Source organism: Gluconacetobacter asukensis, from assembly GCF_014174375.1.
Lineage (GTDB): Bacteria > Pseudomonadota > Alphaproteobacteria > Acetobacterales > Acetobacteraceae > Gluconacetobacter > Gluconacetobacter asukensis.
In genome coordinates this window covers 19,391-37,938 of the sequence record NZ_JABEQE010000002.1, presented here as the reverse complement: position 1 = coordinate 37,938, position 18,548 = coordinate 19,391, and the positions used below count along the sequence as shown (strand labels likewise).

At 66.9% G+C, this 18,548-nt stretch carries 18 protein-coding genes, 1 tRNA gene and 1 other RNA gene; 12 read left to right on the top strand and 8 right to left on the bottom strand.

The window, feature by feature from the left end; all coding sequences use genetic code 11:
• Positions 1 to 177: 177 nt before the first annotated feature.
• Positions 178 to 705 carry an inorganic diphosphatase gene (gene ppa / locus HLH35_RS02565; RefSeq protein ID WP_182977656.1) on the bottom strand — a complete coding sequence of 176 codons (528 nt, stop codon included), beginning with the start codon at positions 703 to 705 and terminating at the stop codon, positions 178 to 180.
• A 160-nt stretch (positions 706 to 865) separates the two neighbouring features.
• Between ppa and HLH35_RS02560 the strand changes: the two genes are divergently transcribed.
• The 3 genes from HLH35_RS02560 (at position 866) to HLH35_RS02550 (ending at position 3,417) form a co-directional block, all read left to right on the top strand.
• Positions 866 to 939, top strand: a tRNA-Ile gene (locus tag HLH35_RS02560).
• A gap of 83 nt (positions 940 to 1,022) precedes the next feature.
• Positions 1,023 to 2,702: an energy-dependent translational throttle protein EttA gene (ettA, locus tag HLH35_RS02555; protein ID WP_182977655.1), complete on the top strand. Its 1,680-nt coding sequence runs from the start codon at positions 1,023 to 1,025 to the stop codon at positions 2,700 to 2,702.
• Between the two features lie 160 nt (positions 2,703 to 2,862).
• Entirely contained in the window at positions 2,863 to 3,417 is a 555-nt protein-coding gene (locus tag HLH35_RS02550; RefSeq protein ID WP_182977938.1) for a GNAT family N-acetyltransferase, read from the top strand.
• A gap of 192 nt (positions 3,418 to 3,609) precedes the next feature.
• Here the strand turns inward: HLH35_RS02550 and HLH35_RS02545 are convergent, their stop codons facing one another.
• On the bottom strand, positions 3,610 to 4,230 hold the full coding sequence (locus HLH35_RS02545; RefSeq protein ID WP_182977654.1) for an MlaC/ttg2D family ABC transporter substrate-binding protein: 621 nt from the start codon (positions 4,228 to 4,230) through the stop codon (positions 3,610 to 3,612).
• A 14-nt stretch (positions 4,231 to 4,244) separates the two neighbouring features.
• Positions 4,245 to 5,060: an MlaA family lipoprotein gene (locus HLH35_RS02540; RefSeq protein ID WP_182977653.1), complete on the bottom strand. Its 816-nt coding sequence runs from the start codon at positions 5,058 to 5,060 to the stop codon at positions 4,245 to 4,247.
• A gap of 387 nt (positions 5,061 to 5,447) precedes the next feature.
• Here HLH35_RS02540 and HLH35_RS02535 point away from each other — a divergent pair, with 387 nt between their 5' ends.
• On the top strand, positions 5,448 to 6,314 hold the full coding sequence (locus HLH35_RS02535; RefSeq protein ID WP_246384795.1) for an MOSC domain-containing protein: 867 nt from the start codon (positions 5,448 to 5,450) through the stop codon (positions 6,312 to 6,314).
• Positions 6,315 to 6,324: 10 nt separating this feature from the next.
• Here the strand turns inward: HLH35_RS02535 and thyX are convergent, their stop codons facing one another.
• Complete coding sequence (thyX, locus tag HLH35_RS02530; protein WP_182977652.1) at positions 6,325 to 7,275, bottom strand: FAD-dependent thymidylate synthase; 951 nt, start codon at positions 7,273 to 7,275, stop codon at positions 6,325 to 6,327.
• A gap of 65 nt (positions 7,276 to 7,340) precedes the next feature.
• Here thyX and ssrA point away from each other — a divergent pair.
• From ssrA to mgtA, 6 genes are all read left to right on the top strand, one after another.
• Positions 7,341 to 7,680, top strand: a transfer-messenger RNA (tmRNA) gene (gene ssrA, locus HLH35_RS02525).
• Positions 7,681 to 7,865: 185 nt separating this feature from the next.
• A complete protein-coding gene (locus tag HLH35_RS02520; protein ID WP_182977651.1) occupies positions 7,866 to 8,417 on the top strand; it encodes an SspB family protein in 552 nt (183 codons plus the stop codon).
• A gap of 103 nt (positions 8,418 to 8,520) precedes the next feature.
• On the top strand, positions 8,521 to 10,185 hold the full coding sequence (locus tag HLH35_RS02515; RefSeq protein ID WP_246384794.1) for a fumarate hydratase: 1,665 nt from the start codon (positions 8,521 to 8,523) through the stop codon (positions 10,183 to 10,185).
• Between the two features lie 46 nt (positions 10,186 to 10,231).
• The gene (locus HLH35_RS02510) at positions 10,232 to 10,624 is read left to right on the top strand and encodes a VOC family protein (RefSeq protein ID WP_182964853.1); all 393 of its coding nucleotides are present in this window, start codon (positions 10,232 to 10,234) and stop codon (positions 10,622 to 10,624) included.
• A 2-nt stretch (positions 10,625 to 10,626) separates the two neighbouring features.
• Complete coding sequence (locus HLH35_RS02505) at positions 10,627 to 11,532, top strand: MIP/aquaporin family protein (RefSeq protein WP_338029272.1); 906 nt, start codon at positions 10,627 to 10,629, stop codon at positions 11,530 to 11,532.
• Positions 11,533 to 11,595: 63 nt separating this feature from the next.
• The gene (gene mgtA, locus HLH35_RS02500) at positions 11,596 to 14,127 is read left to right on the top strand and encodes a magnesium-translocating P-type ATPase (RefSeq protein ID WP_182977650.1); all 2,532 of its coding nucleotides are present in this window, start codon (positions 11,596 to 11,598) and stop codon (positions 14,125 to 14,127) included.
• A 146-nt stretch (positions 14,128 to 14,273) separates the two neighbouring features.
• Here the strand turns inward: mgtA and HLH35_RS02495 are convergent, their stop codons facing one another.
• From HLH35_RS02495 to HLH35_RS02485, 3 genes are read right to left on the bottom strand one after another with little or no spacing between them, the layout of a single operon-like run.
• The gene (locus HLH35_RS02495; RefSeq protein WP_182977649.1) at positions 14,274 to 14,921 is read right to left on the bottom strand and encodes a methionine ABC transporter permease; all 648 of its coding nucleotides are present in this window, start codon (positions 14,919 to 14,921) and stop codon (positions 14,274 to 14,276) included.
• Positions 14,902 to 15,936 (bottom strand): methionine ABC transporter ATP-binding protein, encoded by a 1,035-nt coding sequence (locus HLH35_RS02490; protein ID WP_182977648.1) that lies wholly within the window; start codon positions 15,934 to 15,936, stop codon positions 14,902 to 14,904. The genes HLH35_RS02495 and HLH35_RS02490 overlap by 20 nt, the downstream gene beginning before the upstream one ends.
• Positions 15,930 to 16,739: a MetQ/NlpA family ABC transporter substrate-binding protein gene (locus tag HLH35_RS02485; protein ID WP_182977647.1), complete on the bottom strand. Its 810-nt coding sequence runs from the start codon at positions 16,737 to 16,739 to the stop codon at positions 15,930 to 15,932. Before HLH35_RS02485 ends, HLH35_RS02490 begins: the two co-directional genes overlap by 7 nt.
• Before the next feature lie 426 nt (positions 16,740 to 17,165).
• On the opposite strand from HLH35_RS02485, the gene HLH35_RS02480 reads away from it, so the two are divergent.
• Together HLH35_RS02480 and HLH35_RS02475 are read left to right on the top strand one after the other, a co-directional pair.
• Positions 17,166 to 17,687, top strand: a complete 522-nt coding sequence (locus HLH35_RS02480; protein WP_182977646.1) for a DUF1269 domain-containing protein — start codon at positions 17,166 to 17,168, stop codon at positions 17,685 to 17,687.
• A 46-nt stretch (positions 17,688 to 17,733) separates the two neighbouring features.
• The gene (locus tag HLH35_RS02475) at positions 17,734 to 18,162 is read left to right on the top strand and encodes a hypothetical protein (RefSeq protein WP_182977645.1); all 429 of its coding nucleotides are present in this window, start codon (positions 17,734 to 17,736) and stop codon (positions 18,160 to 18,162) included.
• Positions 18,163 to 18,237: 75 nt separating this feature from the next.
• On the opposite strand, the gene HLH35_RS02470 is transcribed toward HLH35_RS02475, so the two are convergent.
• Positions 18,238 to 18,492, bottom strand: coding sequence for a DUF2171 domain-containing protein (locus tag HLH35_RS02470; protein WP_182977644.1), 255 nt, complete (start codon positions 18,490 to 18,492; stop codon positions 18,238 to 18,240).
• Positions 18,493 to 18,548 lie beyond the last annotated feature (56 nt).

The window sequence follows — 18,548 nt, the reverse complement described above, 5'->3', positions numbered from 1 at the left end:
GAAAGAGGACTTAGAGAGGTTGTTTGAAAAGTCGGCCTGCCGAGCGAGAGTGCCGCGTAGCGGCACGCCCGGCGTGCATTTTTGAGCATCGGAGCGGAGCGGCCTTGATGGCCGTGAGCACCGAAGCGCAGAAAATGCGCGTCGGATCGCCGGCAGGGTGACTTTGCAAACGGCCTCTCAGGCTTTCTGGGCGGCGGCCAGTGACGCCTTGATGATCTCGCCCGCTTCCTCGCGGCCGGCCCAGCCGGTCACCTTCACCCACTTGCCCTTCTCCAGGTCCTTGTAGCGGGTGAAGAAATGCTCGATCGCCTGCAGGGTGATCTCGGGCAGGTCTTCCAGCTTCTCGACCTTGGAATAGTGCGGATGCACCTTGTCGTGCGGCACGCAGATGATCTTCTCGTCCTGGCCGCTTTCGTCTTCCATGCGCAGCATGCCGATCGGGCGCGCGCGGATCACGGCGCCGGGCACGACGGGGGCCGGGATCAGCACCAGCGCATCGGCCGGGTCGCCATCGTCGGCCAGCGTGCCGGGAATGAAGCCGTAGGCGGCCGGATAGGCCATGGGCGTGAACAGGATGCGGTCGACGACGACGGCACCGCTGTCCTTGTCGATTTCATATTTCACCGACGATCCCTGCGGGATCTCGATGACGACGTTGATATCGAACGGCACGTCTTTGCCGGGCGAGATTTTCGACACATCCATGGCGGCGCTCCATACTCTTGGAAACAGGAACAGAATGGCGCCGAACCTATCGACGCCGCCGGCCGTTGCCAAGCGTCGTTTCGATGGCGGGAATCGCCGGTACGGGCCAATGTGCATCTTGCCAAAAGCCCGCACATGCGCGAAGTGAGGACCGGCCTGCGCGCCCGTAGCTCAATTGGTTAGAGCGGGCCGCTCATAACGGCTTGGTTGCGGGTTCAAGTCCTGCCGGGCGCAGGCCGCAGCCCGCGTCGCGCGTCCCACCGGGGAACGCCGGCCGTTCGCTTTCTTTTTACTCTGGATCATCGGGAGCCTTCGTCATGGCCGCCACGCAATATGTCTATGTGATGAAGGACCTGACCAAGGCGTATCCGGGTGGGCGCGAGGTCTTCAAGGGCATCACCCTGTCCTTCCTGCCCGGGGTGAAGATCGGCGTGCTGGGCGTGAACGGCGCCGGTAAATCGACCCTGCTGAAGATCATGGCCGGGATCGAGAAGGAATATGGCGGCGAGGCCTGGGCCGCCGAAGGCACCCGGATCGGCTATCTGGAGCAGGAGCCCAAGCTGGACGAGTCCCTGACCGTCGGCGAGAACGTGGCGCTGGGTTTCGGCGACCTGAAGGTGGCGGTCGACCGCTTCAACGAGATCTCGATGCAGTTCGCCGAGCCGATGTCGGACGACGAGATGACGGCGCTGCTGGCCGAGCAGGCCGAATTGCAGGAAAAGATCGACGCCGGCGACGGCTGGGAACTGGACCGCAAGATCGACATCGCACTCGACGCCCTGCGTTGCCCGCCGGCCGAAAGCCCGGTCAGCAAGCTGTCGGGCGGTGAGCGCCGCCGCGTGGCCCTGTGCCGCCTGCTGCTGGAAAAGCCGGACCTGCTGCTGCTGGACGAACCGACCAACCATCTGGACGCCGAGAGCGTGGCCTGGCTGGAGCGGACCCTGCGCGACTATGAAGGCACGGTCATGATCATCACCCATGACCGCTACTTCCTGGACAACGTCACCAACTGGATTCTGGAACTGGAGCGTGGCCGCGGCTATCCGTTCCAGGGCAATTACTCCTCGTGGCTGGAACAGAAGCGCAAGCGCCTGGCCCAGGAGGAAAAGGAAGAGAGCGCCCGCCAGCGCGCCCTGGCCGCCGAGCAGGAATGGATCGGCTCCAGCCCCAAGGCGCGTCAGGCCAAGAGCAAGTCGCGTATCGCCCGCTATGAGGAAATGCTGGCCCAGAACGCCGAGCGTGCGGGCGGCACCGCCGATATCGTCATTCCGCCCGGCCCCCGCCTGGGCGGCACGGTGATCGAGGCCGAGGATCTGCGCAAGGCGTTCGGCAACCGGCTGCTGATCGACGATCTCAGCTTCAAGCTGCCGCCGGGCGGCATCGTGGGCGTCATCGGGCCGAACGGCGCCGGCAAATCGACTCTGTTCCGCATGATCGTGGGCCAGGAACAGCCGGATTCCGGCACGCTGAAGGTCGGCGACACAGTCAAGCTGGGCTATGTCGACCAGTCGCGCGACAGCCTGGATGACAATAAGAGTGTGTGGGAGGAAATCTCCGGCGGCACCGACGTCATCTATCTGGGCAAGCGGGCCGTGCCGTCGCGCGCCTATGTCGGCGCCTTCAACTTCAAGGGTGCGGACCAGCAGAAGAAGGTCGGCATCCTCTCGGGCGGCGAGCGCAACCGCGTGCATCTGGCCAAGATGCTGCGGCAGGAAAGCAATGTCATCCTGCTCGACGAACCGACCAACGACCTGGACGTCGATACGCTGCGCGCGCTGGAAGACGCGCTGGCCGAATTCGCCGGCTGCGCCGTGATCATCAGCCATGATCGCTGGTTCCTGGACCGGCTGGCGACGCATATCCTGGCCTTCGAGGGCGACAGCCACGTCGAATGGTTCGAGGGCAATTTCCAGGCTTATGAAGAGGACAAGCGACGCCGACTCGGTCCGGATGCGACCGAGCCGGGACGGATCAAGTACCGCCCCCTGGCACGCTGAACCGCCGGGGCGGCCATGCACGTCCCGACCGTCCTGCCGGGCCCCCGTGACGCGTCCGCCGCGCGGAGCTGACGGGCCAGACCCCGCCGGGGCGCGGCATTTGCGCCGTGGCCCGTGGGGGCAGCCCGCCGACCGCACCGAATGGGCGACCTATCCCCGGATCACGGGCGGGTCGATCCGCACGCCGCGCCTGGTGCTGGAACCGGTCTCGTGGCGGGACATGGACGACATGGCCCGGCTGAAGGCCGATGCCGGGGCGTTCGGCATGATGCTGGGCGGCGTGCGCAGCCGCCAGCAGGCCGAGGCCGACATGGCCGACGACATGGCCTGCTGGGCACGGCGCGGGGTCGGAATCTTCATCATTCGCGAGGATGGCCGCTTTATCGGCATGACCGGCCTGCACGAACGCCCGGACGGGCGCGGGCTCGGCCTGCGCTTTGCGCTCTGGCCGTGGGCCGCCGGGCGCGGCCTGGCGCGCGAGGCCGCCTCGGCGGCGCTGAGCTTCGCCCATGATGCAGGGATTCGCCGCGTGATGGCGGTGACGCGCGACACCAACATCGCCTCGCGCACCATCCTGGGCGGGATCGGCATGACCCAGTGCGACAGTTTCGAACGCGATGGCCACCAGATGCTGGTCTATGAAAGCATCCGCGACGTCGCGCCCGAGCCGCTGCCCCCCCTGCCGCCGCGCCGCCCGGTCAGGCTGCCGGAATAGTGGGGACGAAGCGCATTCCAATCAGCGTGAGAGAGGCGGATTGGAAATGTGGGCTGGTGAGCGAGAGCGGCCCGCAGGGCCGCGCCCGGCGTGTGTTTCCGAGCATCGGAGCGGAGCGGCCTTGATGGCCGAGAGCACCGAAGCGCAGGAAACGCGCGCCGGATCGCCACCAGCGCGCATTTACAACCGCCTCTAGGGGGCGGCGTGCGCCTGTACCTGATGGTCCAGCGCATGCAGCAGGGCGTCGATGCTGCCATTATGCCGGCCGAGAAAGGACGCATAATCCTGCCGCGTGGTCAGGCGCAGGCTGGGGCCTTCGGCCATCACGTCCACCACCATGGGCTTGCCGCTGCTGAAGCTGACGATCCATTGCGCGTTGAAGGCCGGCTGTTCGGGGCGGCTGATCACCGTATCCACCGCCTGGTCGGGACCGGAGGAGGCGACATTGCCGATCATGAAGGTCACGCCCCGATAATCGCCGATCTTGTCGGTGATGGAATTGACCAGGATCTGGTGGAACAGCGCCAGGAAGCGCGTCTGCTGCTCCGGCGTGGCGACCCGCCAGTAGCGGCCCAGGCAGTAGCGGCCCATGGCGTCCATGTCGACATGCGCCTGCAGCAGCGGCAGGATTGCGACCTTCTTGTCGGCCAGTGAATGGTCGGAATTGACGATCGCGATCAACTGCTGGCCGAAGCTGTTGACGAATGCGCGGGCATCCACGGCAGAAGCGGCGCGGGCTGGTGCCGCAACCCGTAGGGTGGCGACCGCGGCAACAAGACCCAGCGCATGACGACGGGAGAGGGCTGTCTTCATCTCTGTGTCCCTGTTCAATTGTACCAGTCGGGTACGGTGGCGCGATGGTCGTTGCGGATGGCTTCAGCCTGGGCTTTGCGCTGCTGCTGGTAGGCGCTGCGGATGGTCGCGTAGGGGTCCAGCGCGTCCTTCTGCAACTGGTCCAGCGCGTCCAGATGGTCGGCCCGTCCGTTGATCGTGCCCATGATGTTATAGGCCCAGTTGAAAGTCAGCAGGCCATAGCCGCGCGGGACATAGTTCCAGGGCGACAGGCCGACATCGATGCCGTAGCCGGCCCCGTCGCGGAACGATGAGGGCCCCATCATGGGCAGGAACAGGTAAGGGCCGGACGGCACGCTCCATGTCGCCAGCGTCAGGCCCGCATCATTGTCGTGGTGCGGATAGCCCGCATATTTCGCGACATCGATCAGCCCGCCGACACCGGCTACCATGTTGATGCACCAGCGCACGAAGGCATCGCCCGCCCGGCGGGGCTTGCCGGCGCCGACGTCGTTGAAGAACACCACCGGCTCGTTCATCGTCTGGACCATGTTGCCCAGCGACTGCCGCACGCGATAGGGCACCGCCCAGACATAGGCCTTGGCCACCGGACGCATGGAATATTTGTCCAGCGTCATGCTGACGTCGTACATCTTGCGGTTGAGGGACTCGTACGGATCGTTGGCCTCGCGATATTCGGCCAGTGCCTCCGGGTCCTTGGGCGGCGGGGCCGCGCAGCCGGCCAGCGCGGCCAGCCCCAGTCCGGCGATGAGGCGGGTGATCCGGCGCGGGCGGCGGGCGGGGGTACATGACCGGGATGGCTGTAAGTTCGATCCTGTCACTGCACGCATGCTCGTTCCCGTTTCCCTGGTCTGCCGTTCCCGAGCGCCACTAACGCGCGGGGAAGCCAATGGATGTCGCGGGCGTCGACGCGTGTCCGCGAAACCTCTCTCTAGCATGGGACGCGGCGTGTGCAATCGTCGCCGTTGACCGATCGGTCATGCGCCTGGGGAGCGAGCGCGGGGGCGGCAGGGGTTTTCAGGCCACCTGCGCCGTGCCAGGCCTGTTTCTCCACCGGAACGGTCCGGTTCGTCATCGCGCGGAACAGCCCGGCGGGGCCGATGCGGCCGGCACCCGCAACCAGGGGCGCGGGACGCCGCCGGGCAGAGTCGTTCACGTTCCCGTGATTGACCGGTGGCCGCCTGCGGCAGCATCCTGTCGCGAAGCCAGGGAGAAGAATGATGCAGGATATGACGGACCAGGCGGCCGGGGCGTGCGTGGCGCGGGTCGTGGCGCTGCATGTCCATCCCGTCAAGTCGCTGGGCGGGATCGCGGTATCGGCCGGCCGGCTGGGGCCATGCGGGCTGGAGGATGACCGGCGCTGGATGGTCACCGACCCGGATGGCGGTTTCCTGACCCAGCGCCAGCTGGCGCGGATGGCGCTGGTGACGGTGGCGCGCGGCACCGATGGGCTGGTGCTGGCGATGGAAGGCCACGGCGCGCATGCGGTCGCACGTCCGCCCGTCGACGGCACGCGGCGGATCGTACGGGTGTGGAAGGACAGCGTGCCGGCCGTCGATGCGGGCGATGCGGCGGCCGCCTGGCTCGGTGCCGCGCTGGGCCGCCCCTGCCGGCTGGTCTACCTGCACGATACGGGGGCGCGACCGGCCGATCCGGCCTTCGCGCCGCCCGGCGCCACCGTGGGGTTCGCCGACGGGTTTGCCGTGCTGCTGGCCAGCAGGGCGTCGCTGGACGCCCTGAACCGCGACCTGCCGTCTCCCGTGCCGATGGACCGTTTCCGGCCCAACCTGGTGCTGGAAGGGGCGGCACCCTGGGCCGAGGATGGCTGGCGCCTGCTGGCGGTGGGCGAGGCGCTGCTGCGGGTCGTCAAGCCCTGCTCACGCTGCGTGATAACGACCATCGACCAGCGGACGGCGGAGAGTCCCGACCCGCGCGAGCCGCTGGCGACGCTGGCCCGCACCCGGCGCGCCCGGGGCGGGGTCATGTTCGGCCAGAACGCGGTGGTGGTGCGGCCGGGCCGGGTCGCGATGGGCGATGACGTGCGGGTGCTGGAAGAGGGGCCGTCGAACCTGTTACCGGTCTGACGGCAGCCTTTTACCGCCCCAGACGGGGGGCGATCTCGGGCAGCAGGCCGATCAGGTCCGTGACCTCGCGCTTCGACAGGCCGGAGGCCTGCAGATCGACCTCCCGCCCGGCCAGCACGTCGCGCAGGGCCCGCAGCGCGGGGCCGGAGAGCAGGGCGGCTTCCTGCATGTAGTCGCGGAAGGCCTCGTAGGTCAGCGGCACCCAGCGTTCCACCAGGTTCAGGATCGTGTCGGCATAGGCGCGGATTTCGTACTGCGCGTGGGCATCGGCCCGCAGCCGCAGGAAATGCAGCAGGTTCCACAAATTGAGCTGCCAGTAGAACTGCGTCATCACATTGACCGGCAGCGTCATGCGCGCCAGCTCGCGCGCCACCACCGGGCGGGTGGGATCGACGATTTTCCCTTCCTCGTCCTGGTTCAGCATTTCCAGGTAATGGTCGTAGCAGCGGGTGGCGTCCTCGCGCAGCAGGTCCAGCACATGCTGGGCGGCATCGGGGGGCAGGCTGTCGCCGCGCCCCTGCTTGTTGCTGGCCGACTGGTGGGCGATGTCCTCGGGCCGGGGGAAATAGAATTCCTTCTCCAGCACCGAATAGCGGGCCGAATATTCGTTGATGCTGGCCGTGCGGTGGCGGAACCACTGGCGGGTGACGAAGATCGGGGCACGGACGTGGAACTTGGCCACCGCCAGTTCGAACGGGCTGGTGTGCCGGTGGCGCATCAGGTAGCGGATCAGCCCCCGGTCGTCCGAGGTGCTGCGCGTGCCCCGCCCGTAGGAGACGCGCGCACCCTGCACGATGGCTTGGTCGCCGCCCATATAATCGACCAGCCGGACGAATCCGGTGCCCAGCACGGGCTGGGGCTCGTACAGCGCCTCTTCGATGGCGGGGACGACCGTGCGGCGTGTCTGGGCCCAGTCGGCGCGGGCCGCGTCGATTTCCGATTTCTGGTCCGTTGAAAACATTGCCGCGCTCCGTCCCTGCCGCTGAGTCCAAGGGGCCGCATACCACGAATCACCGGCTGCGGACACGGCTTGCGCCCATGATGCGGCATCCTTATATATCAGAGCGCCGGAGGGGCTTGCTCCTTGGCTATGGCGATAAACGGCACGTGGAATAAGTGTAGTGGACCCGGGGGCAGTACCCGGCGTCTCCACCAGAACTCTCCCCGCCATGACCCTTCGGGGCAGGGGAGCATGGGGACGAAACAGGCTCGACACGCATGGTAAAGACCTGCCTTTTGCCCGGCATTGTACCGCCGTCATCGGGCTAACTTACAAGTGCCAACGATAACTCTGAGGTGCTCGCTGTCGCTGCATAAGTGACAAGCGCGGTTCGGGAGGGCACCGGGCAACAGAAGCCCTCCCACTTCGCCGCCAAATCATGCCATTATTCATTCCTGCGGTTGTGATGTCTGACCTGCCGAGGCAGCCCTTGTGCCCTCACGCGGTTTGACGCATGGCTGAAGGCTGTGGCAGGGCGTGGCGCGACCCACACGGCCATCATGGCCCGGCCGACTCCCGATGGGGCGGCCGGACGGTACGGAGTATCCCGCATGTCCGACGATCGCGACGAGGAAAACGGTTTCGACCCCACGATTCCCGAAAGCCTCCTGCCCTATGATTCCTGGATCGAGGACGCGTATCGCGGGGTGATGCTGCGCGCGCTGGAACATGTGGGGCGCGAGGGGCTGCCCGACGGGCATCATTTCTACATCACCTACCGCACCGACTGGCCGGGCGTGGTCCTGCCCAGCCGGCTGCGCGCCCAGTATCCGCACGAGATCACCATCGTGCTGCAACATCAGTTCTGGGACCTGAAGGTGGATGAGGACGCGCAGACCATCTCGGTCGGCCTGTCCTTCGGCGGCGTGGGGTCGATCCTCGTCATTCCCGTCGACGCCGTGACCGCCTTCGCCGATCCCCATGTCCGGCTCGCGCTGCGCTTCACCCCGCCCGAGCCGGCGGTCGAGGAAGACGAGGCGCCCGCCGCCGCCGAGCTGGCGGCCCCGGCGGATGACGCCGCGGAACCCGCGGAGGAAGCGCCGTCCTCGCCACAAGTGGTCAGCCTGGCCGCCTTCCGCAAGAAGGGTTCCGGTCCGGGCTGAACCGTACACCATCCGGGGGGCCCGGATGCGGCCGGGCTCTCCGTGCATCGCCACCACCCGGAACCAATCCGGGGGAGACAGGCACACAGAGGGAGAAAGTCCATTGAACGCCTCATCCACCCCCCCCAAGCCACCGTTGAAGCCGTTCGTCTACGGCCCGCTCTTTCCGCTCCATGACGATGACACGCCCTATCGGCGGCTGGAGATCGAAGGGGTCCACACCACGGTCTGCGACGGCCGCACCGTGCTGCACGTCAAGCCTGAGGCCCTGAGCGAACTCGCCGCCCGCGCCTTCCACGAGATCGCCCACCTGCTGCGCCCCGGCCATCTGGCCCAGCTTGCCAAGATCCTGAAGGACCCGGAGGCGTCGGACAATGACCGCTTCGTGGCGCTGGACCTGCTGAAGAATGCCTGCATCGCCGCCGGCGGCGTGCTGCCGATGTGCCAGGATACCGGCACCGCCATCATCTACGGCAAGAAGGGCCAGCGCGTCTGGGTGGACGGCAACGAGGAAGAGGCCTTCTCGCGCGGCGTCTACGACACCTACACCCGCACCAGCCTGCGCTATTCGCAGATGGCGCCGCTGTCGATGTTCGAGGAAGTGAATACCGGCACCAACCTGCCGGTGCAGTTCCATATCTCGGCCACGCCGGGCGACTACCATGCCGAGCAGATGGACCTGATGTTCGTCGCCAAGGGCGGCGGGTCGGCCAACAAGACCTTCCTGTTCCAGGAAACCCGCGCCCTGCTGTCCACCAAGGAAAACCTGCTGAAATGGCTGGACGTCAAGGTGCGCACGCTGGGCACCTCGGCCTGCCCGCCCTACCATCTGGCGGTGGTGATCGGCGGCATGTCGGCCGAACAGACGCTGGAGACGGTCAAGCTGGCCTCGACCAAGTGGCTGGACAGCCTGCCGACCGAAGGCAGCCCGCAGGGCCACGCCTTCCGCGACCTGGAGATGGAGCAGGAGATCCTGAAGCTGACCCAGGGCCTGGGCATCGGCGCGCAGTTCGGCGGCAAGTATTTCTGCCATGACGTGCGCGTGGTGCGCCTGCCGCGCCATGGCGCGTCGCTGCCGGTGGGCATCGGCGTGTCCTGCTCGGCCGACCGGCAGATCAAGGCCCGCGTGACCGCCGACGGCTTCTTCCTCGAACAGCTCGAAACCGATCCCGCGCGCTTCCTGCCCGAGACGACCGACGAGCATCTGGGCGGCGAGGAGGTGCAGATCGACCTCAACAAGCCGATGACCGAAATCCGCAAGCAATTGTCACAGTACCCGGTCAAAACCCGCCTGTCGCTGACCGGCACCGTGGTCGTGGCGCGCGACATCGCCCATGCCAAGTTCCGCGAGCGGCTGGAGCGCGGCGAGGGCCTGCCGCAATATCTGAAGGACCATCCGGTCTATTACGCCGGCCCGGCCAAGACGCCGGACGGGCTGCCGACCGGTTCGTTCGGCCCCACCACCGCCGGACGCATGGACAGTTATGTCGACATGCTCCAGGCTGCCGGCGGGTCGTTCGTCATGCTGGCGAAGGGCAACCGGTCGAAGGCGGTGCGCGAGGCGTGCCACAAATATGGCGGCTTCTATCTCGGTTCGGTCGGCGGCCCGGCGGCGCGGCTGGCCAAGGACTGCATCCGCAAGGTCGAGGTTCTGGAATATCCGGAACTGGGCATGGAAGCGGTCTGGAAGATCGAGGTCGAGAATTTCCCGGCCTTTATCGTCATCGACGACAAGGGCAATGATTTCTACGAAGGCCTGACGGGCTGAGTCGGGGCGCCGCCCCGCCTTCCGTCTACAAGGAGATCCCCGTTCCATGCGCTTTACCGTCGATCGGCTGGACCATGTCGTCATTACCGTCCGTGACCTGGAGGTCTCGGCGTCCTGGTATCAGCGGGTTCTGGGCATGGAGCGGGAGGAATATGGCCGCAACAACCGCACGGCGCTGAAATTCGGCGGCCAGAAGCTCAATCTCCGCCCCCAGGGGGCGGAAGGCTGGGCCTCGGCCACCGATGCGCTGCCCGGTACCAACGATCTCTGCTTCATCACCGCCGTTTCCAGCGCCGACGTGGTCGAGCATCTGGAAGGGTGCGGCGTCCGCGTCACCGACGGGCCGGTGGCCCGCCTGGGGGCGCTGGGCCCCGTCACCTCGGTCTATTGCGAGGACCCGGACGGCAATCTGGTCGAGATCGCATCCTACCAGGGATAGCAGTGTCCGAATCCGCTTCCGTTCCCCCTATTTCATCCGATCCGGCATGCTATCCCCATCCGCATGACCGGCCGTTGGCCGGGGCGCCGAATCCGGGCCGGCCGGTCCATCCCCGTCTGTATGCCTGCGAGTGCGCCGGGACCGTCCTGCTGATGGTCTTCGGCGTTGCCACCAACGTCCTGCTCGGCGCGGCCGGCAGCCCGGTGGGGCGGGTGCTGGCGGCCCATCCCGCCTTGCAGGTGGCGTTGCAGGGGCTGTTCTTCGGCATGGGCGGCACCATCGCGGCCCTCTCGCCCTTCGGCCGGGTCAGCGGCGGGCATGTCAGCCCGTCGGTGACGCTGGCCTTCACCCTGATGGGACGCCTGGCGTGGCGGGACATGCTGGGCTACATGGCTGCACAACTGGCGGGCGCGGTCCTGGGCACCGGCCTGGTCGCGCTGGTGGGGCTGCTCTGGCCGCGCTGGGCGGCGTGGTCGCGGGTCACCCATTTCGCCGCCACCATCCCTTCGGAGGCGGTGCCGCTCTCCTGGCCCTTCCTGGGCGAGGTCTGCACCACGGCGCTGCTGATCGGGACCCTGCTGTTCACCGGCGGGACCGCCGGCCTGCGCTGGGTGACGCCGCTGGTGGCCGGCCCGCTCTTCTTCATGCTCAATCCGTTCGAGGCCTGGCTGTCGGGCGACAGCACCAACCTGGCCCGCAGCCTGGGGCCAGCACTGTTCTCCGGCCAGTGGCGCAGTTTCTGGATCTATGGCGTGGCCCCTTTCGCGGGTGCGGCGCTGACGGTGGCGCTGGTGCGGCTGGGCGCCCTGGGCGCGATCGAACTGCACGAGGCGCGGGTGGCCCATTTCGGCCACCATGGGCGCGCGCCCTATCTGCTACCGTGGCGGCGGCGGTCCCTCACGGAATAACGTCACCCGGCCGGAGCCGCTTTCGCCGTCCTTTCAGATCGTCACAGGGCAGAGGGAAGGGTGATGGGCCATCCGCCGCGCGCAACGCAGTCCCCCACGCCTTTCTGGACCCAGCCGCCGGATGCGGTATGTGCCGCAGTCGCATCCGGCGCGCAGGGGCTGACGGGCAGCGAGGCAGCAGCCCGTCTGGCCAGCGTCGGCCCGAACACGGACAGGCCCGTCCGCAGGCTCTCGCCTGTCATCGCGATCGGCCGGCGTGTTCTGGAGCCGCTGATCCTGCTGCTGCTGTTCGCCGCCGGGGTGTCGGCGGGCATGGGCGACGTGACCAGCGCCTGCATCATCGCCGCCATCATCATCGGCTCCATTGCGCTGGACGCGATCCAGGAGGGCCGTGCGGCCCGGGCGGCCGAGGCGCTCAAGCAATCGGTGGCGCTGACGGCAGAAGTCAGGCGCGATGGAAAATTCGTCAGCATCCCCACCGCCGAGGTCGTTCCGGGCGATGTCTTTCGCGTGCGGACCGGCGATGTCATTCCGGCCGATGCCCTGGTCCTGGAGGTCGCCAGCTTTACCGCCAACGAGGCGGCGCTGACCGGCGAGCCCTACCCGGTGGAAAAGCGCCCCGGTCCCATCCTCTCCCGCTCACCCGCCGACGCATCGAACGCGCTGTTCCGCGGGGCGATCGCGCAGACGGGCGAGGCAACCGCCCTGGCGGTGGCCACCGGGCGCAAGACCCTGTTCGGCGCGGTCGCGTCCGTGCTGGCCGAGGACACCGCACCTTCGCCGTTCCAGCGCGATCTGCGCGCCCTCGGCCTGGTCGTCGCGCGCGCGGCCGGCGTCCTGTCCGTGGCGGTGCTGGTGATCAACCTGCTGTTCGGGCGGCCCCTGATCGAATCCCTGATGTTCGCGGTGGCGCTGGCGGTAGGGCTGACGCCCGAACTGCTGCCGATGATCACCACCGTCACCCTCTCGCGCGGCGCCGTGCGGATGGCCCGGCGCCGGGTGATCGTCAAGCGGCTGACCGCGATCCACGATCTCGGCGCCATGACGGTTCTCTGTACCGACAAGACGGGCACCCTCACCTCGGCCGAGATCGTGCTGGCCGGCAGCCTCAATGCCAGCGGCGAGGACGATCCGCATATCGCAACGCTGGCTGGCCGGTGCGCCGAGCTTGCGGGCGATCGCGGCGCCATGGATGGCGCGCTCGCCACCGCCGCGCCACAGGCCGCCGAGGGCTGGACCGCGCAAGGCCGGATCGGGTTCAATTACGAGCGGCGGCGTGGCTCCGTGCTGGCGGCGCGGGCCGGGGAGTGCGTGCTGATCTGCAAGGGCGCGCCGGAAGCGATCCTGGCAGTCTGCGATCGGCGACGGGCGGGCACGGACGCACCCGCCCTCGACGACGCGGCCCGTGACGCGATCACGGCCCGGCTGAACGGTCTTGCCGCCCAGGGCCTCCGCGCCATCGCGGTCGCCACCAAACCCTGCGCCACGCCTGCCAATGCGCTGGCGCCCGGTGATGAGGTGGATCTGATCTTCGAGGGTTTCTGTACCTTCGCCGACCCCCCGAAGGAGAGTGCCGCCGCTGCCTTGAAACGACTGGCGGCGGCCGGCGTGCGCGTGAACGTGCTGTCGGGAGACGACCCGCTGGTGGTCGCGCGGATCGCGGGGCTGGTCGGATTGAACGCAGACGCCGTCCTGGCCGGCCCGGAACTGGAGATGCTGAGCGACGAGGCCCTGGCCGCGCGGGTCCAGGGTGTCGCGCTTTACGGTCGCCTGACCCCCGACCAGAAGGTGCGCGTGGTCCGCGCCCTGCAGGCCAGGGGCGAGACCGTCGGTTTCCTGGGCGACGGCGTCAACGACGCGCCGGGCATCCGCACGGCCGATGTCGGGCTTTCCGTCGATGGTGCGACAGGCGTCGCGCGGGCGGCGGCCGACATGATCCTGCTGGCTCCGGACCTGAATGTGGTAGCCGATGGTGTGGCCGAGGGGCGGCGCACATTCGCGAACATCCTCAAATATGTCCGCATGGGCTCCAGCTCCAATTTCGGCAACATGCTCTCGATGGCCATGGCGTCGCTGTTCCTGCCCTTCCTGCCCCTTCTGGCGACGCAGATCCTGCTCAACAACCTCCTCTATGACCTGTCGGAAATCGGTATCCCGTTCGATACCGTCGATCCGTCCGATCTCGGCCGCCCCCAACGCTGGAGCATGCGCGGGATCGTCCGCTATGCCGGGATCATGGGGCCGCTCTCCTCGGTCTTCGACGGGATTACCTTTGTCGTGCTGCTCTATGGTTTCCACGTCGCGGCGCCGGAATTCCGCACCGCCTGGTTCCTGGAATCCATCGCGACACAGATCCTCGTGGTCTTTCTGATCCGCACACGCGGCCTGCCCTGGCGCACCCCACCCGATCCGTGGCTCCTGGTCTCCGCCCTGTGCGCCCTGAGTGTGGCCCTGGTCCTGCCTTTCACGATCGCGGGGCGCTGGCTCGCTTTCGCCGTGCCTGGTGCCGCCGTGCTGTTGGCGATGGGCGGGATCACGGCGGGTTATCTGGTCGCGGCCCAACTTGTGAAGCGTATGGCGGCGGGGAAGAACTAGGCGGGGATCGGTTTCTGTTCTTTTTTGAAAAAAAGAACCAAAAAACTTTGATTCGTTCAGGAGTTTTTTGCTGGGGCGCGCGATGTCCCTGAACGAATCAAAAGTCTTTTTGCTTCTTTTTCTTCAGAAAAAGAAGAGATCTTCCTTCACCGCAGCCGACGCGCCAGCCTGTTGCCGACAGCCTGCATCAGCGTGACCAGCGCAATCAGCACCGCGACGACCGAAAGCATGATCGTCGTATTGAAGCGCTGGTACCCATAGCGGATCGCCAGGTCGCCCAGCCCCCCGGCGCCGATCACGCCCGCCATGGCCGAGGCCCCAACCAGCGTGACGAGCGTGACCGTAAGGCCGGAGATCAGGCCGGGCAGCGCCTCGGGCAGCAGGACGAAGCGGATGACCATCCAGCGCGTGCCGCCCATCGCGCGCACGGCATCGACCAGATTGCGATCGACCTCGCGCAGCGACACTTCCGCGATGCGCGCGAAATAGGGCACGGCGGCGATCGAGAGTGGCACGATGGCTGCCCCGGTGCCCAGCGCGGTGCCCGCGACCAGCCGTGTGACGGGGATCAGCAGCACCAGCAGGATCATGAACGGCACCGCCCGCGCGGCGTCGATCACCAGCCCGAGCACGCGGGAAAAGGCCGGCAGGGGCAGGATGCCCCCCGGCGCGGTCGCGATCAGCAGGATGGCCAGCGGCAGCCCGCCGATCACCGCGATCAGGCCGGACGCCAGCACCATTTCCATGGTCTCGACCGTGGCGTGCAGGATCAGATCAAGAATCAGCCGGGACATAGCCCAGTACCTCCATCGACGGGCTGGCCTGAAGCAGAAAGCCCATGGCCCCGTCATCATGTCCCGACAGGCGCACGACGCATTCCGCCTGCATGTGCGTGCGGCCTTCGGCCATGCCGGCCTGCAGGATCGTGGCGTCGATCCCGTGGCGGCGGGCCAGGATCGACAGCACGGGCGTGCCGGTCGCCCCAGTATCGAGCGTCAGGCGCACCACGGGGGCACCCCCGGCAAAGGGGTCCGGGCGCAGCCGGGCCAGCAGGGCGTCGGGCAGGCGCGCGGATTCGCCATGCAGGAAGGCCCGCGTGACATCGTGCTGTGCCCCGCCGCGCAGGACCTGCGCGGTCTCGGCGTCCTCGACCACGCGGCCATGGTCCATGACCAGAATTCGCTGCGCGATGCGGCGGATCACATCCATCTCATGCGTGATCAGGATGATCGTCAGCCCCAGCCGCCGGTTGATGTCGCGCAGCAGGTCGAGGATGGACAGCGTGGTTTCCGGGTCCAGCGCCGATGTCGCCTCGTCGCACAGCAGCAATGCCGGATGCGCCGCCAGCGCCCGCGCGATGCCCACGCGCTGCTTCTGGCCGCCCGATAACTGGCCGGGGCGTTTGTCGGCATGGCCCGTCAGCCCCACCAGCTCCAGCAATTCGTCGGCGCGCGCTCGGCGCTTGTCGCGGGGCACGCCGGCAATCTGCAGCGGCAATTCGATATTGGCGGCGACGGTGCGGGAATTCAGCAGGTTGAAATGCTGGAACACCAGCCCGATCCGCCGCCGCACCTGCACCAGTTCGCGCTCGGGCAGGGTCGTGATGTCGCGGTCTTCGATCAGGATGCGCCCGCTATCGGGCCGTTCCAACCCGTTCAGGCAGCGCAGCAGCGTGGTCTTGCCCGCGCCCGACCGGCCGATAATGCCCAGGATCTCGCCGGGCCGCACCTGAAACGAGACATCGTCCAGCGCCGTCTGGCCGCCGAAGCGGCGGCAGGCATGTTCGACCCGCAGAAGGCTCGTCACCATGCCGGGACGATCGCGTTGTGATAGATGTCCAGAATGGCCTGCCGCACGTCCGGCTGATGGACGGCATTCATCAGCGGCGCGATCCACGGCGCCTTGGCGTCTTCCGCATTGACCGCGACGAAATTGACATACGGGTTATTGGCCAGCGCTTCCTGCCCGATCCGCTGCTTGTCGACCTGGATGCCCGATTTGAACGCCCAGTTGGTATTGACGACAGCGGCGTCGAGGTCGGGCAGGGTGCGGCCGACGATCCCGGCATCCAGTTCCTTGACCGACAGATTGCGCGGATTGTCGGTGATATCCAGCGCGGTCGGCAGCAGGCCGGCCGAGGGCGCCAGCTTGATCAGCCCCAGCACCTCCAGCAGGCGCAGGGCCCGGCCCTCGTTGCTCGGGTCGTTCGGCACGCCGATCACGGCGCCCTTCGGCAGCGCCGCCACCGACGGCCAGCGGGTGGAATACAGCCCGATCGGCGAGAAATAGGTATCGCCCACCGGCACGATGCCATAGCCGTGCGCGGCCTTCTGGGCCTCCAGGAACGGGCCATGCTGAAAGGCGTTGGCGTCCAGCTCATGCTCCGCCAGGGCCTCGTCGGGCGCGTTATAGTCCGAAAAGGTCACGATCTTCAGCGTCAGGCCGGCCTGCGCGGCGTGGGTGGCGATCAGGCGCCAGATATCCTCGTCCTCGCCGGACATGATGCCGATGCGCAGGGTCTTCTGCTCGGCGGCACGGGCGACCCGCAGCAGCGGCGCCGTCGCCAGCAGGCCCAGGAAGGTACGGCGGGGCTGGGATAAAAAAGAAGTCATCGAGGGGCCCCGATCAGAAGAAGAAATATACGCATTCCGTGCGTTGTATATGGTCGGGTGTCCTCCGATCAAGACGGGGATTCGCATGAATAAGCAGGAGGGCGTTCCTGCCTGTACCCTGCTCGCGTCCCGTCAGGGATGAAAATATCCGGCAAAAGAATTATTTATATACAATATGTTGATCGAATGATGCGCGACAGAAGAAGGCGGATAGGCGTTATTGTCGCGTGCGATATTTATATCACGATCTTGATATGAAAAATTCCCTCGCGGTGAGCGGTGGCCCTGCGCTCGCGCACGTTCAGGCGAGCCCTCGGCCCGGCCGGTGCGGTTGGCCTTGCGGGCCACGGGGAATGGGCGTCTTCTCATGTGGCGAAAAACCAGGCAGCGGGGCAGAGAGCCCCCGCGTGACGAAGGAGGCAGGACATGTCCGATCTCGTGGTTCTTGGCTTCGATACGCTCGACGGCGCCACCCGCGCCCGCGCGGAAATATGGAAACTCGAAAACGCGTATCTCGTTGATGTTGATGACGCGGTTGTCGTGCGCCGTACCGATGACGGGCGGCTGCATCTCGACCAGTCGGTTCATACGGTGGCGCTGGGCGCGCTGGACGGATTCTGGAGCGGGATGCTGCTTGGAACATTGGTGGGGCTGGTCTTCATGAACCCGCTGGCCGGTTTCGCCGTCGGGGCGCTGACGGGAGGGGTCGCGGGCGCCGGTGGGGGTGCGCTCTTCGATTATGGAATCAACGACCATTTCATCAGGGAAGTGGGCGCCAACCTGAAGCCCGGGACATCGGAGCTGTTCGTCCTGGTGCGGAAGGTCGAGCCGGGAAAGGTGGTGGACCATCTGCGCGCGCTCGAAGGAAATCCCCACATCGTCCAGACCTCCCTGTCGTCCGAGGCGGAGCAGAAGCTGCGCCAGGCGTTCCTGGCCGGCTCCGGCTGAGAGGGCGGGCGCCACATCACCGAGCAGAAAACGGGAGAAAGAGATCGTGGCCAATATTTCTGATCAGGTCGAAAAGCTCCGGGCCGATCTTCATACCCTCGGGGAAGATCTTCGGGAGGCGGACCAGGCCCTGCGGACCGAGTTCAAATCCTGGGGCCTGCGGAGCGGGGCGACCGCCCTGCGCCAGACCGCGAAACAGTTGCAGGAGCTTGGCGATACCGCAGTCGGCCAGGTGAACGAGCTGAACACGAAGGTCCTGGAAAAGGTCGGCAATTCGAAAGAGCGCGCGGAGCAGGCCGCGACATTGCTCGGCCAGGTCGCCGACCGCACGCAGGGCGCGCTGGCGAAGCTGGAAAGCGGGCAGGTGCCCGCGCGTTCGACCGGGAATCTGAGCCCGCTGATCCGTACCGCGGCGGCCATCGCCGTTGTGGCAACCGTCGTGATGATTGTAAAGAAACTTCGCCGCAAGTCTTAGGCGACATGACGAAGGGCCGCCCCGGGCTCTCCGGGGCGGCCCTTGCATTACGATGAAGGTGATGTTTCCTACCGCCTATGTCGTGTTCTCGCCCGCCGGCAGATCCTTGTCGAAGAGCGTGCGTGCAATGGCCCCCGAACAATCGAGATGCACCTGATCGGTGATCTCCACGATATGGCTCGTGGGCAGGTAATGCGTGTCCCCATCCGCCAGAGTGGTGTCCTGAAGAAGGAGACGCGTCGCGCCTTCCACGGCGCGGATTCTGCCCACCGGATGGCCGTCGGAACCGACGACATGCATGCCGGCGTGAATATCGGATAGCGCGATCATGGGATTCTGCTCCTTGTTTCGCCGCCCCGGCAAAACAACGGCCCGGCCTCCGGAAG